The organism is Aeromicrobium stalagmiti (genome assembly GCF_013283745.1).
Lineage (GTDB): Bacteria > Actinomycetota > Actinomycetes > Propionibacteriales > Nocardioidaceae > Aeromicrobium > Aeromicrobium stalagmiti.
Genome location: NZ_JABSTZ010000004.1, coordinates 138,360 through 151,509 on the forward strand (window position 1 = coordinate 138,360; position 13,150 = coordinate 151,509).

Annotated in this window: 12 protein-coding genes; 7 read left to right on the forward strand and 5 right to left on the reverse strand. The window is 70.0% G+C overall.

From position 1 onward, the window contains the following. Position 1 precedes the first annotated feature (1 nt). The 3 genes from HQK15_RS15410 to HQK15_RS15420 form a co-directional block, all read right to left on the reverse strand. A complete protein-coding gene (locus HQK15_RS15410; protein WP_367649210.1) occupies positions 2–949 on the reverse strand; it encodes a carbohydrate ABC transporter permease in 948 nt (315 codons plus the stop codon). Beyond that, positions 946–2,256 carry an extracellular solute-binding protein gene (locus HQK15_RS15415; protein WP_173492392.1) on the reverse strand — a complete coding sequence of 437 codons (1,311 nt, stop codon included), beginning with the start codon at positions 2,254–2,256 and terminating at the stop codon, positions 946–948. The genes HQK15_RS15410 and HQK15_RS15415 overlap by 4 nt, the downstream gene beginning before the upstream one ends. Positions 2,257–2,360: 104 nt before the next feature. Further along, positions 2,361–4,031, reverse strand: coding sequence for a glycoside hydrolase family 13 protein (locus HQK15_RS15420; RefSeq protein WP_173492393.1), 1,671 nt, complete (start codon positions 4,029–4,031; stop codon positions 2,361–2,363). Between the two features lie 102 nt (positions 4,032–4,133). On the opposite strand from HQK15_RS15420, the gene ndk reads away from it, so the two are divergent. Next, a complete protein-coding gene (gene ndk / locus HQK15_RS15425; protein WP_173492394.1) occupies positions 4,134–4,541 on the forward strand; it encodes a nucleoside-diphosphate kinase in 408 nt (135 codons plus the stop codon). A 121-nt stretch (positions 4,542–4,662) separates the two neighbouring features. Here the strand turns inward: ndk and HQK15_RS15430 are convergent, their stop codons facing one another. Continuing rightward, positions 4,663–5,289 carry a hypothetical protein gene (locus tag HQK15_RS15430; protein WP_173492395.1) on the reverse strand — a complete coding sequence of 209 codons (627 nt, stop codon included), beginning with the start codon at positions 5,287–5,289 and terminating at the stop codon, positions 4,663–4,665. A gap of 66 nt (positions 5,290–5,355) precedes the next feature. Between HQK15_RS15430 and HQK15_RS15435 the strand changes: the two genes are divergently transcribed. Both HQK15_RS15435 and HQK15_RS15440 read left to right on the forward strand, forming a co-directional pair. Next, the gene (locus HQK15_RS15435) at positions 5,356–7,287 is read left to right on the forward strand and encodes a TIGR03960 family B12-binding radical SAM protein (RefSeq protein ID WP_173492396.1); all 1,932 of its coding nucleotides are present in this window, start codon (positions 5,356–5,358) and stop codon (positions 7,285–7,287) included. Positions 7,288–7,405: 118 nt separating this feature from the next. Continuing rightward, complete coding sequence (locus HQK15_RS15440) at positions 7,406–7,600, forward strand: hypothetical protein (protein ID WP_173492397.1); 195 nt, start codon at positions 7,406–7,408, stop codon at positions 7,598–7,600. A gap of 3 nt (positions 7,601–7,603) precedes the next feature. Here HQK15_RS15440 and HQK15_RS15445 read toward each other — a convergent pair whose 3' ends face one another. Then, a complete protein-coding gene (locus HQK15_RS15445; protein ID WP_173492398.1) occupies positions 7,604–8,812 on the reverse strand; it encodes an MFS transporter in 1,209 nt (402 codons plus the stop codon). Positions 8,813–8,852: 40 nt separating this feature from the next. On the opposite strand from HQK15_RS15445, the gene HQK15_RS15450 reads away from it, so the two are divergent. From HQK15_RS15450 to rpmA, 4 genes are all read left to right on the forward strand, one after another. Next, on the forward strand, positions 8,853–9,617 hold the full coding sequence (locus HQK15_RS15450; protein WP_173492399.1) for a TIGR03936 family radical SAM-associated protein: 765 nt from the start codon (positions 8,853–8,855) through the stop codon (positions 9,615–9,617). 167 nt (positions 9,618–9,784) lie between these two features. Then, positions 9,785–12,376 carry an Rne/Rng family ribonuclease gene (locus tag HQK15_RS15455; RefSeq protein ID WP_173492400.1) on the forward strand — a complete coding sequence of 864 codons (2,592 nt, stop codon included), beginning with the start codon at positions 9,785–9,787 and terminating at the stop codon, positions 12,374–12,376. A 94-nt stretch (positions 12,377–12,470) separates the two neighbouring features. Beyond that, positions 12,471–12,776, forward strand: coding sequence for a 50S ribosomal protein L21 (rplU, locus tag HQK15_RS15460; protein ID WP_367649212.1), 306 nt, complete (start codon positions 12,471–12,473; stop codon positions 12,774–12,776). Between the two features lie 12 nt (positions 12,777–12,788). Continuing rightward, positions 12,789–13,052: a 50S ribosomal protein L27 gene (rpmA, locus tag HQK15_RS15465; protein WP_173492402.1), complete on the forward strand. Its 264-nt coding sequence runs from the start codon at positions 12,789–12,791 to the stop codon at positions 13,050–13,052. Positions 13,053–13,150: the final 98 nt, after the last annotated feature.

Sequence of the window (13,150 nt, forward strand, 5' to 3'; positions counted from 1 at the left end):
GTCAGCCCTCCTGCCGTGCGTCGGCGAGATTGACCTTGAACAGCTTGACGATCACGAACGCCACGACCAGGACGGACAGGAACAGCAGCACCGAGAGCGCCGACCCGATGCCGAGCTGGAACTGCTCGATGACCTGGCGGTAGGTCAGGAACGAGATCGACTCGGTGCCGTTGGCGCCCGCCGTCATGACGAAGATGTTGTCGAAGATCCGGTAGGCGTCGAGGGCGCGGAACAGGACGGCCACCATGATGGCGGCCCGCATGTTGGGCAGGATCACCTTGTAGAGGCGCTGCCACCACGTCGCGCCGTCGACCTTCGCCGCCTCGAGCATGTCCTCGGAGACCTGGGCCAGCCCTGCCAGGAGCAGCAGCGACATGAAGGGCGTCGTCTTCCAGATCTCCGAGGCCATGATCGCGATGAGTGAGGAGTTGCGCTCGGCGAACCAGTTGAAGTCGTCGCCCACGAACGGCAGCCAGCTGTTGACGAAGCCGTTGGTGTTGGAGAACGCGAACTGCCACGCGAATCCCGAGACCACGGTGATGACGCCGTAGGGGATCAGGATCGACGTGCGGATCACGCCGCGGGCGAAGATCACCTTGTGCATGACCATCGCGAACGCGAAGCCGATGACCAGCTCGAAGATCACCGTGACGATCATGATCATCACGGTGTTGCCGGTGTCGCGCCAGAAGAGCCCGTCGCTGAGGGCGGTGGCGTAGTTGGCCAGGCCCACGAACTCACGGTCGTCGGGCGAGGTGAGGGAGTAGCTGAACAGCGAGAGGTAGAGCGCCCGCAGCATCGGGAACGCCGTGACGAGCAGCATCAGGGCGATGGCCGGGGCGACGAGCTTGAACGCCAGCCGGTTCTCGGCGCGGGACCGGTCGGACGACGGCGCCTTGGGTGCCTTCGGCGCCTTGCCGGCCTTCGGCGCGGTTGCGGTGGTGGTCACAGGAGTGCCTTTCCGCTCAGGATGTCCTTGAGGAATGCCGCTGACCTGCCGGGCGTGCCCGGGCCGACCGAGGTCGGGGAGTGCCACCGGGACTGCACGGCGCTCGAGATCTGGCTGTAGAACGCGCTCTTGGGCCGCGGGCCGCCGGAGTCGACGCTCTCGCGCCACAGGGTCAGCAGGTCGGCCGGGTAGGCCTTCTTCAGCTCGTCGGAGTCATAGACCGACTGCCGTGACGGCATGAGTCCCTCGTTGACCGCGAGGGCCGTCTGCGCCTTCGCGTCGCTCACGCAGATCGCGGCTGCCTGGGCGAGCTCGGGGTGCTGGGAGTAGGCCCCGACACCTATGTCGATGCCGCCGATGGGCGGCTTGGACTCCTCGCCGGCGATGGTCTGCGGATAGCGGGCGAAGCCGAGGTCGTCGAGCTCGGCCTTGTCCTTGGGCCCTCCGGGCTTGCCGATCAGGCCTTCGTAGTTCTTGTAGACGAAGGTCCAGTTGGTCATGAACTCCCCGGCGCCGGACGAGGGATACATCTGCCCGAGGCTGGTGCCCTCGTTGGACGTCGAGAAGTCGGGCTGGGCCGCGCCGGACCTCGCCAGCTTGCGGATGACCGCCGCGGCGTCCTCGCCGGCCTGGGAAGCGATCGTCACCTTCGCGTCACGGCCGTCCTCGACCGTGGACGGGTCGAGGATGTTGCCGCCCGCACCCTGGATGAGGGCGTTGATCCACACGACGTAGGCCTCGTACTTGTTGGCCTGGACGCCGACCGTGCCGTCGTTGTCGGCGGCGGCGTCGATGACCTGGTCCCACGTGACAGGCTTCGTCATGTCGAGACCCGCTGCCTCGGCGAGCGACTTGCGATACCAGACGACCTGCGTGTTGGCCCACTGCGGAGCGGCGACGACCTTGTCGTCCCACGTGACCGTCTCGCCGGCGCCCTTGAGCACGTCGTCGTCGAGGACCTGGTCGGCGAGGTCGCCCTCGAACGGCAGGAGCCACTTGGCGTTGGCGAACTCCGGGACGAACACCGGGTCGAGGCTCATCAGGTCGGTCGAGCTGTCCTTGGCCGCGAGGCGCCGCGCGAGCTGGGTGCGCTGGTCGGTCGCGCTGGCGGGGAGCAGCTGGATCTTGATCGTGTAGTCGTCGGTGCTGCAGTCCTTGGCCAGCTGGTTGAGCGTGGTCTGGCCATCGGGGTTGATGTACCAGTTGAGCGTCGGCGTGCCGCTGTCACCGCCGCACGCGGCGAGAACGCTCATCGACAGGGCAGTGGCGACACCTGCGGCGATGCGTCGAGACGGACGTACGGTCATTGCTCCCCCAACCACGCCCCCAGGGGTGGGACCACGTGGTGACGCGGGTCACAGGGGCGGACTCGAACGTATCCCTGTGGCTCGGGCAGCGCAACAGCGGGAGGTCAGGCGCGGAGCCAGACTGTCTCGTCGGTGTCGACCGGCGCTCCGTGCTCACGCTCCCCGCTCGCCGCGACGACCGTGGCGCCGTCAGGCAGGGGGAGCGGCTCGACGCCCAGGTTGGCGAGCACCGTCACCGCCGCCTCGTCGGACGAGATGGTGAACGCCAGCACGTCGGCGGGGTGTCCGTCGAGCCACGTCAGCCGGCCGCGACCGAGTCGCAGCTCGCGGCGCAGTCGCAGGAGGTCGCGATACAGCGTCAGGGTCGAGGTCGGGTCGTCGCGCTGGCAGTCGACCGCGAGCGCGCCGTACTCCGCAGGCTGGGGGAGCCACGAGGCCTCACCGGGGCCGAAGCCGAAGGACGGGGCGGCGGCCTCCCACGGCACGGGCACCCGGCACCCGTCGCGTCCCTTCGAGCTGCCGCCGGTGCGGGCGAACGTCGGGTCCTGGCGCACCTCGTCCGGCAGCCGGGTCGCCTCGGGAAGGCCCAGCTCCTCGCCCTGGAAGAGATAGGCGGACCCGGGCAGGGCGAGCATCACGGCGGTCGCGGCGCGGGCTCGCCGCAGGCCCAGCGCGGCGTCGGGCTGCGGGTCGTCGGCGCCGATGCCCTCGATCCGTTGCAGGCCGGCGTGCTGGGGATAGCCGAGACGGGTCGCGTGGCGGACGACGTCGTGGTTCGACAGCACCCACGTCTGGGGAGCCCCGACGGCCTCGGCCTGGGCGAGCGAGCGGGTGATCGTGCTGCGCTGGTCGTCCGCCCGCCACGGCGTCATCAGGTACTCGAAGTTGAACGACTGGTGCAGCTCGTCCGGGCGGACGTACTTCGCGAGCGACTCGCCGGGCAGCACCCATGCTTCCGCGCACAGGATGCGGTCGGCGTCGTCGCCCTCGACGGCGTAGGAGTCGGCCAGGAGACGCCAGCTGCGATAGATCTCGTGGACGCCGGGCTGGTCCCACATGGGGGAGAGCGACGTCGCGTCGACGTTGGGGTCGAGGGAGAGGTCGGTGTCGGGCAGGCCCTCGGCCTTGACCAGCCCGTGGGCGACGTCGATCCGGAACCCGTCGACCCCGCGGTCGAGCCAGAACCGCAGGACGCCCTCGAGCTCGTCGCGGACCTCGGGGTTGGTCCAGTCGAAGTCGGGCTGCGTGCTGTCGAAGAGGTGAAGGAACCACTGCCCGGGCGTGCCGTCGGCCTCCGTGACCCGGGTCCAGGCGGGACCCCCGAACATGCTGGTCCAGTTGTTGGGCGGCTCGTCACCATCGGGGCCGCTGCCGTCGCGAAAGACATAGCGGGCCCGCTCGAGGCTGCCGGGCGCCGAGGCGAGGGCGGCCCGGAACCACACGTGCTCGTCGGACGAGTGGTTGGGCACCACGTCGACGACGACCCGCAGGCCGAGCTCGTGCGCGCGGGCCGTCAGGGCGTCGAACGCGTCGAGGTGGCCGAACAGCGGGTCGACGTCGCGGTAGTCGGCGACGTCGTAGCCGGCATCGTGCTGGGGCGAGGTGTAGAACGGCGAGAGCCACACGGCGTCGACGCCGAGCTCGGCGAGGTGGGGCAGCCGTGCGGTGATGCCCGGCAGGTCACCGATGCCGTCACCGTCGGAGTCGGCCCACGACCGGGGGTAGACCTGGTAGATCACCGCGTCGCGCCACCACTGCTTGCCCGTGCCCGCCATGTCGCTCCCTCCGGGCACCCGACGGGCCCACGACGACCAACGTACGCAGAGGTCGAGGAGGCGTGCACGCCGGGCGCGGGCCCCGCAGGATAGGTTTTGGCCATGGCACAACGCACCCTGGTCCTGATCAAGCCCGACGCGGTCCGCCGCGGACTCGTCGGTGAGATCCTGTCCCGCTTCGAGTCCAAGGGACTGACGCTCGTCGCCCTCGAGCAGCGCACGATCGACGCCGCCCAGGCCGACGCGCACTACGCCGAGCACACCGAGCAGCCGTGGTACCCGCCGCTGCGCGAGTTCGCGATCTCCGGACCGCTCGTCGCGCTGGTGCTGGAGGGTGACGAGGCCATCGCTGTCGTCCGGCTCCTCAACGGCGTCACCGACGGCCGGGCCGCTGCGCCCGGCACGATCCGTGGAGACTTCTCGCTCTCGAACCGCGAGAACCTCGTGCACGCCTCGGACTCCGAGGAGTCCGCCGCCCGCGAGATCGCTCTCTGGTTCCCCCACCTCTAACCCCCCACCCGCACCGCACCGCACCGCGAGTGGCGCAGTTCGAAGGTTTTGAGACGGCGAGTCGCGCCGTTCTGCGCCACTCGCGTGCGGGTTTGCGCCACTCGGCGCGCGGGTGGGCCGGTCAGGCGTAGCTCGGCATGCGCAGGTGGTGGACGACCTCGTGGAACTGCCCGCGGACGTCCTCGGGCAGCCAGATGACGTGGTTCGACATCGACGCCATGTCGACGTCGTCGGTCAGCGTCACGACGTCGCTGACCTGACGCGGCTGGTCGCGCACACGGTCCTCGAGCTCGACCAGCGAGACGCGCATCGTGACCCCGAACGGGTTGGGGTTGACGACGCCGATGCCCCAGAAGTCCTCCGGGTCGGCAGTCGCCTTCTGGTCCAGGTCGATCATGACGGTCTTGACGTCCTGCTCGAGCGCGGGATGGTCGACCTCCTCGACGGCGGCCAGCTCGACCCGAACCCCGCGGACGAGGTGGGAGCCCTGGCCGTCGAACCGCAGGACGTCGAGCAGCGTGCCGCCCGCGGGCAGCACCGGCCCGCCGACGTGGGAGCCGTTGACCCCCTGCGTCGTGACGTGCGGCAGCTCGCGGCCGTAGACGTCGTAGGGCGTGAACCGGAGGGTCGGCTGCACCGAGACCTCGGTGTTGTTCTTGATCGTCAGGACCTGGTCGAGCGAGCCGTCGGTCGCCACGGGGGTGTACTGCACGTTGAACGGTGGGGGCTTGCGCTCGCGTCGCTTCACGGATCGAGCCTAGAGCGCCTGCTGTGACGGTCGGCGGACCGCCGTCGCGTTGTTACCCTTGACGTCATGTCCGTCGAGTCTGTCTTCCCCCGCCTGGAGCCCCTCCTGCCGACGATCAGCAAGCCGATCCAGTACGTCGGTGGCGAGCTGAACGCGACGAGCAAGGACTGGGACGCGGCCGAGGTCCGCTGGGCCCTGATGTACCCCGACGCCTACGAGGTCGGCCTGCCCAACCAGGGCGTCCAGATCCTCTACGAGGTGCTCAACGAGCGCGACTGGATCCTGGCCGAGCGCACCTATGCGGTGTTCGCCGACATGGAGAAGGTCATGCGGGCCCACGACATCCCGCAGTTCACGGTCGACGCGCACCGCCCGGTCAAGGCCTTCGACCTGCTGGGCATGTCGTTCTCGACCGAGCTCGGCTACACCAACTTCCTGACCGCCCTCGACCTGGCCGGCATCCCGCTGCACGCGGTCGACCGCGGAGACGACGACCCGATCGTCCTGGCCGGCGGCCACTCGGCGTTCAACCCCGAGCCGATCGCCGACTTCCTCGACGCTGCGGTGCTCGGCGACGGCGAGGAGATCGTGCTGGCCATCAGCGAGGTCGTGCGCGAGTGGAAGGCCGAGGGCCGTCCCGGAGGCCGCGACGAGGTGCTGATGCGCCTGGCCGCCTCCGGAGGCGTCTACGTCCCGAAGTTCTACGACGTCACCTACCTGCCCGACGGACGCATCCAGCGCGTGGTGCCCAACCGGCCGGGCGTCCCGTGGCGCGTCGCCAAGCACACCCTGATGGACCTCGACGCCTGGCCCTACCCGAAGAATCCGCTGGTCCCGCTCGCCGAGACGGTGCACGAACGCTTCAGCGTCGAGATCTTTCGCGGCTGCACGCGCGGCTGCCGCTTCTGCCAGGCCGGGATGATCACCCGCCCGGTCCGCGAGCGCTCCATCGAGGGCATCGGCCAGATGGTGCAGAACGGCCTCGACAAGACCGGCTTCGAGGAGGTCGGACTGCTGTCGCTCAGCAGCGCCGACCACACCGAGATCGGCGAGGTCGCCAAGCAGCTCGGCGACCGCTACGAGGGCACCAACACGTCGCTGTCGCTGCCGTCGACCCGCGTCGACGCCTTCAACATCACCCTGGCCAACGAGTTCAGCCGCAACGGACGACGCTCGGGCCTGACGTTCGCCCCCGAGGGCGGCAGCGACCGGATGCGCAAGGTCATCAACAAGATGGTGTCGGAGGACGACCTCATCGCGACGGTCGCCGCGGCATACTCGCACGGCTGGCGCCAGGTCAAGCTCTACTTCATGTGCGGTCTCCCGACCGAGACCGACGACGACGTCATGCAGATCGGCGAGCTCGCCAAGCGCGTCATCCAGACCGGCCGCGAGGTCTCGGGTCGCAACGACATCCGCTGCACGGTGTCGATCGGCGGCTTCGTGCCCAAGCCGCACACCCCGTTCCAGTGGGCCTCCCAGCTCGACCACGAGACGACCGACGCGCGCCTGCAGAAGCTGCGCGACTTCGTCCGGGCCGACCGCCGGTACGGCAAGGCGATCGGCTTCCGCTACCACGACGGAAAGCCCGGGATCGTCGAGGGACTGCTGTCCCGTGGCGACCGTCGGGTGGGTCGCGTCATCGAGGCGGTGTGGCGTGACGGCGGCCGTTTCGACGGCTGGAGCGAGCACTTCTCCTACGACCGCTGGGCCCAGCAGGCCGAGGAGGCGCTGGCCGACGAGCCGGTCGACCTCGACTGGTACACCGTCCGTGAGCGCGAGTACGCCGAGGTCCTGCCCTGGGACCACCTCGATGCCGGTCTCGACCGTGACTGGCTGTGGGAGGACTGGCAGGACGCGCTCAACCCCGACGGTGCGCTCGAGGTCGAGGACTGCCGCTGGACGCCGTGCTTCGACTGCGGCGTGTGCCCGCAGATGGACACCGAGATCCAGATCGGCCCCACGGGTCGCAACCTGATCCCGCTCAGCGTCGTCTGAGGGACCTGAGGTACCTCAGAGGCTCTCTGAGGCAGCGGTGCGGGCAAAGCTAGGGTCTTCGTCCGATGTGGCGGTGGCACCTCAGCGACGACCGTAGGTGATGTCGAGAGGAGACATCATGTACACCGACTTCACCGCCCAGGTGACCATCCAGCAGCAGGAGCGCGAGCTCACCGAACGCCTCGAGCGCCGCCGCGCGGCAGCGCAGCGCATGGTCGAGCAGAACGGCGGGGAGCGTCTCGCCGTCATGGCCCGGCTGGCCCGCCAGGCGCGGGCGCCCCGAACCGCCACGGCACGGCCGGCCGGTTGCTGACCGTCAGTCGCGCGGCCCGAGCGTGTCCTCGAGCATCACGGGCCGCGCGACGATCGTCCCGAACACCGCGATGAAGGCCGACACCACGATCAGTGCGACGAGCGGGACGGTCCACGACCCCGTGAGGTCGTGCAGGGCACCCACGCCGAACGGCCCGATGCCCGCGATGAGATAGCCGATGCCCTGGGTCGTGACCGACAGGGTCGCCGTGCCGGCCGTCGTGCGCGTGCGCCGCGCGATCATCGTCAGCGTCCACGTGAACGAGCCGCCGCCGAGGCCGAGCAGCAGCGCCCACATCCACGGTGTCGTCGCCGGTGCCACCAGCAGGCCGAGCCAGCCGGCGATGGTGACCGCCGAGAAGGCCCACGGCAGGTAGGGCCGGTCGCCGACGCGGGCGATGAGCCAGGGAAGGCCCAGCGTCAGCGGGATGCCGACGCCGCTCAGCAGCCCCAGCAGCGCGCCGGCGTACGCGCTCGACACCCCGGCGTCGCCGAGGATCTCGGCGAACCACCCGAACTGGGCGTAGGCCCCGGCGGACTGCGCCGCGAAGACCAGCAGCATCGCCCAGGCGACGGGCGAGCGAGAGACCGCACGCATCGACAGACGCTCGGAGTCGACGGGCCCCTCGTGCACGTCGCGCCGCAGCATCACGAGCCACGGCACGAGGGCGACGGCGGCGAGGGCCGCCCACAGGCCGATGCCGGCCCGCCAGCCGCCGAACGCGTCGGACAAAGGGACGGTCGTGATCGAGGCCGTCGACGCGCCGGCCATCAGCGACGCACCGTAGAGCGAGCTCATCAGCGGGATCTTGTCGGGGAAGTGGGCCTTGACCAGCGGCGGGAGGATGACGTTGCCGACCGCAGCCCCGGCCAGCGCGACGACGCTGCACAGCAGGAACAGGCCACCGTCGTCGACGACCGACCGCAGGGCCAGACCGACCGCGATCAGCACGAGGACGAGCGCGGCAGCGCGGTGCAGGCCGATCCGGCGCACCGAACCGGCCGATCCGACGCCGAAGACGGCGAAGCAGATGACCGGGAGGGTCGTGAGCACACCGCCGACCGTCGTGGTCATGCCGAGGTCGTCGCGCACGGACTCCAGCACCACGCCGATGCTGCCGACCGCGACCCGCAGGTTGAGCGCGAGCAGGACGATCGCCGCGCCGACGAGCCACCTGCCGCCGGTGGTCGGGGCAGGGGAGGTCGACGTCACCGGTCCATTGTCCCGTGCCCGGCGCGGGTAACCTCGACGGGTGACGACCCTCGAGGGAACCCCCAATCCCGAAGCACCGAACCCGCAGCTGCCGATCGTCCAGAAGCTGCGGATCCGCTACGCCAAGCGCGGCCGGCTGCGGTTCACGAGCCACCGCGACTTCGCCCGGGCGTTCGAGCGGGCGGTGCGGCGCGCGGGCATCCCCATCGGCTTCTCGTCAGGCTTCACGCCCCACCCCAAGATCTCGTACGCTAACGCGTCGCCGACCGGCGCGGCCAGCGAGGCGGAGTACCTCGAGATCGGGATGACGCGCCCCTGCGACGCCGACCAGGTGCGCGAGGCGCTCGACTCCGCCCTGCCCGACGGGCTCGACATCGTGGACGTCGTCGTGGCTCGGCCGGGTGCCCTGGCCGACCGGCTGGAGGGCAGCTCGTGGGAGATCGCGCTGCCGGGCGTCACGGGTGATCACGCCCGGTCGGCGGTCGAGGGGTTCCTCGCAGCCGACGAGGTGCTGGTCGAGCGGATGATGAAGCGGGGGCTCCGTACGCTCGACTGCCGGGCCGCGGTGCTGAGCCTCTCCGCGCGTTCTGCCGAGACCTCGACCGGGCCGTGTGCGATACTGGCGGTGGTCGTGCGACACGACACACCGTCGATACGACCAGACGACGTTCTTGCCGGACTCCGTTCCAGCGGGGGCCTCGAGCTCGAGCAGACGCCCATCGCGACTCGCTTGGCCCAAGGTCCTCTGGACACGGACAATGGCACGGTAGGCGATCCACTTGCCTTCGACCGCGACGCATCCTGATCGGGTGCCGACCGCGGCGGCAGGTGGGGAAGTCGATGTGACAGACCGTAGTTCGCCGTCACTCCCCGGCGCGTGGCGCAGGGGTTGACCGAAGCTTCAGGTCCGCAGTGCCGGACCGCATACGTGCCCCGGGCCGATCCAGATCGGTGCAGGGCGAAGGAGAGCGCATGCTCGACGACAACGACACCCCCACCGAGCCGACCACCGAGGCACCGACCACGCGGCGACGCGCTGCAGGTCGTCCTGCGGGCCCGCCGGCCGCGGTGAGCTTCTCCGCACCGGTCGCGCCGCCGGCCAAGAAGGTCGCGAAGCCCGAGCCGAAGGCCGAGGCCGACACCGAGCCCGACGTCGCCGAGGCCCCCGCCACGAAGGCGCCGGCCAAGAAGGCTGCCGCCAGGCGCACCGCCAAGAAGGCCGCAGCACCTGCGGCCGAGGTTGCCGCAGCCGACGACGAGTCGACCGACGAGACCGCTGTGGACGAGGCCGACGACGAGTCGACCGACGCGGCGCCTGCGCCCGTGCCGGCCGTCGTCGCGATGTTCCAGGCGCCTGAGCCGGGTCTCGCGCCGGCCCGCCCGCAGCAGGCCGAGCCCGAGAGCTCCGACGAGTCCGACGACGACACCGACGACGACGATCCCGACGCGCCGCGTCGGCGTCGTCGCAGCCGTGGTGGACGACGCCGCCGCAAGGGCGAGTCCGACGGCGACGAGTCGTCCGACAGCAGCGGAGACGACGACACCGAGGACGACGGCAACGGCGGCACCCGTCGTCGCCGCCGCCGAGCCCGTGCCGGTGAGGGCGCCGACGTGCAGCCCGACGACCCGGAGAACACCGTCGTGCGGGTCCGCAGCGGCCGCAGCGCCGAGGACGAGATCACCGGCGTCGCCGGCTCGACCCGTCTGGAGGCCAAGAAGCAGCGGCGCCGCGAGGGCCGCGAGGCCGGACGTCGCCGCGCGCCGATCGTCTCGGAGGCGGAGTTCCTGGCCCGCCGCGAGTCGGTCAACCGCGAGATGGTCGTGCGCCAGCGCGACGACTACACGCAGATCGCGGTCATCGAGGACAAGGTCCTCGTCGAGCACTACGTCGCGCGCGAGTCGCAGACGTCGATCATCGGCAACGTCTACCTCGGCAAGGTCCAGAACGTCCTGCCGAGCATGGAGGCCGCCTTCGTCGACATCGGCGCCGGCCGCAACGCCGTGCTCTACGCCGGCGAGGTCGACTGGACGACGCTCGGCAACGGCAAGGCCCGCAAGATCGAGGACGCGCTCTCCCCGGGTCAGACGATCCTGGTGCAGGTCTCCAAGGACCCGATCGGCCAGAAGGGTGCCCGGCTCACGAGCCAGATCAGCCTGCCCGGCCGGTTCCTCGTGCTGGTGCCCGGCGGTCAGACGTCCGGCATCTCCCGCAAGCTGCCCGAGAACGAGCGCGCGCGGCTCAAGACCCTCCTCAAGGAGGTCCTGCCCGACAACACCGGCGTCATCGTGCGCACGGCGGCCGAGGGCGCGACCGAGGAGCAGCTGACCCGCGACGTCACCGCGCTGTCGGCGCGCTGGGAGGTCATCGAGGGCAAGGTCAAGGCCGGCAAGGCTCCCGAGCTGCTCTACTCCGAGCCCGACCTGATGATCAAGGTCGTCCGCGACCTGTTCAACGAGGACTTCCACGCGCTCGTCGTCGAGGGCGACGACGCCTGGGACATGATCAAGGGCTACATCGACCACGTCGCTCCCGACCTCGCCGAGCGCGTCCAGCGCTGGGAGGACGCCGAGACCGACGCGTTCACGTCCTACCGCCTCGACGAGCAGATCCACAAGGCGCTCGACCGCAAGGTCTTCCTGCCGTCGGGCGGCTCGCTCGTGATCGACCGCACCGAGGCCATGACGGTCGTCGACGTCAACACTGGCAAGTACACCGGCTCGGGCGGCAACCTCGAGGAGACCGTCACCAAGAACAACCTCGAGGCGGCCGAGGAGGTCGTGCGCCAGCTGCGGCTGCGCGACATCGGCGGCATCATCGTCGTCGACTTCATCGACATGGTGCTCGAGAGCAACCGCGACCTCGTGCTGCGGCGTCTCGTCGAGTGCCTGGGCCGTGACCGTACGCGCCACCAGGTCGCCGAGGTGACGTCGCTCGGCCTGGTGCAGATGACGCGCAAGCGCATCGGCACCGGTCTGCTGGAGTCGTTCAGCCACGAGTGCGACCACTGTCACGGTCGCGGCGTCATGATCCAGGACGCCCCGGTCGAGCCCAAGAAGGACGAGCAGCGTCGCGGCGGCCGAGGTGGTCGCGGCGGCGGTGGGGGCGGTCGTGGTGGCAACCAGAACAACGGTGGCAACCAGAGCAACGGCGGCAACCAGAGCAACGGTGGCAACCAGAACAACGGTGGCAGGGGCGGAGGCCGTCGCGACGAGGCCAAGGCACCGGTGCCCCAGGCCGATGGTCCTGTCGCCGAAGCGCCGTCCACCGATGCTCCGGTCACAGACGTGGCCACGCCGAGCACCCCGGTGGTCGACGGCCCGCCGCCGCCTCCGCCGCCGGCACCGCCGGTGGCGCAGGCACCCGTGACCGACGCCGGCGTCGCGGCCCCGACGGATGCTCCGGCACCTGTCGAGACCGCTGCTCCGGCCAAGAGGTCGAGCCGCAAGCGCGGCTCGGCATCCAAGCCTGCCGGGCCTCCGGCAGCGCCCGAGTCGCCTTCCGCAACCGGCGGGAACGACGGCGGAGAGGGCCCCGTTTTGACCAGCGAGGGTCAGGCTCCGTAAACTAGTCCTTCGGTGCGCTCTGCGCGCCGTTCTCGCGTGTCTCCCGCATCCGTTCGGGACACGCCCCAGAGCTGAAATGAGTGAGGATTCCGTGGTGTACGCAATCGTGCGCAGTGGTGGCAACCAGCAGAAGGTTGCTGTCGGCGACGTCATCCAGATCGACAAGGTCGTGCAGGCCGAGGGCGAGACCCTCTCGCTTCCCGCCGTGCTCTTCGTCGATGGCGACAAGGTGACGGCTGACGCCGACTCACTGGCCAAGATCACCGTGACGGCTGAGGTCGTCGGCGATGCCAAGGGCCCCAAGATCGTCATCCAGAAGTACAAGAACAAGACCGGCTACAAGAAGCGTCAGGGTCACCGTCAGAAGTACACCCAGGTGAAGATCACCGGGATCAAGTAGAGGACTGGACAGATGGCACACAAAAAGGGCGCAGCGTCCACCAAGAACGGCCGCGACTCCAATGCTCAGCGCCTCGGCGTGAAGCGTTTCGGCGGCCAGCTCGTCAACGCCGGCGAGATCATCGTCCGCCAGCGTGGAACGCACTTCCACCCCGGCACCAACGTCGGCCGTGGCGGCGACGACACTCTCTTCGCGCTGTCGGCGGGCTCGGTCGAGTTCGGCCGTCGTCGTGGACGCAAGGTCGTCAACATCGTCCCGGGCGTTGCGGCCGAGTAGTACCGCGAACACTCTCTTCGAAGGGGCCGTCCGCCGCTGCGGGCTGGCCCCTTCGTTCCATTTGGTGCCCCCTTCGTGGGGCCAGCACGAAAGGAGCG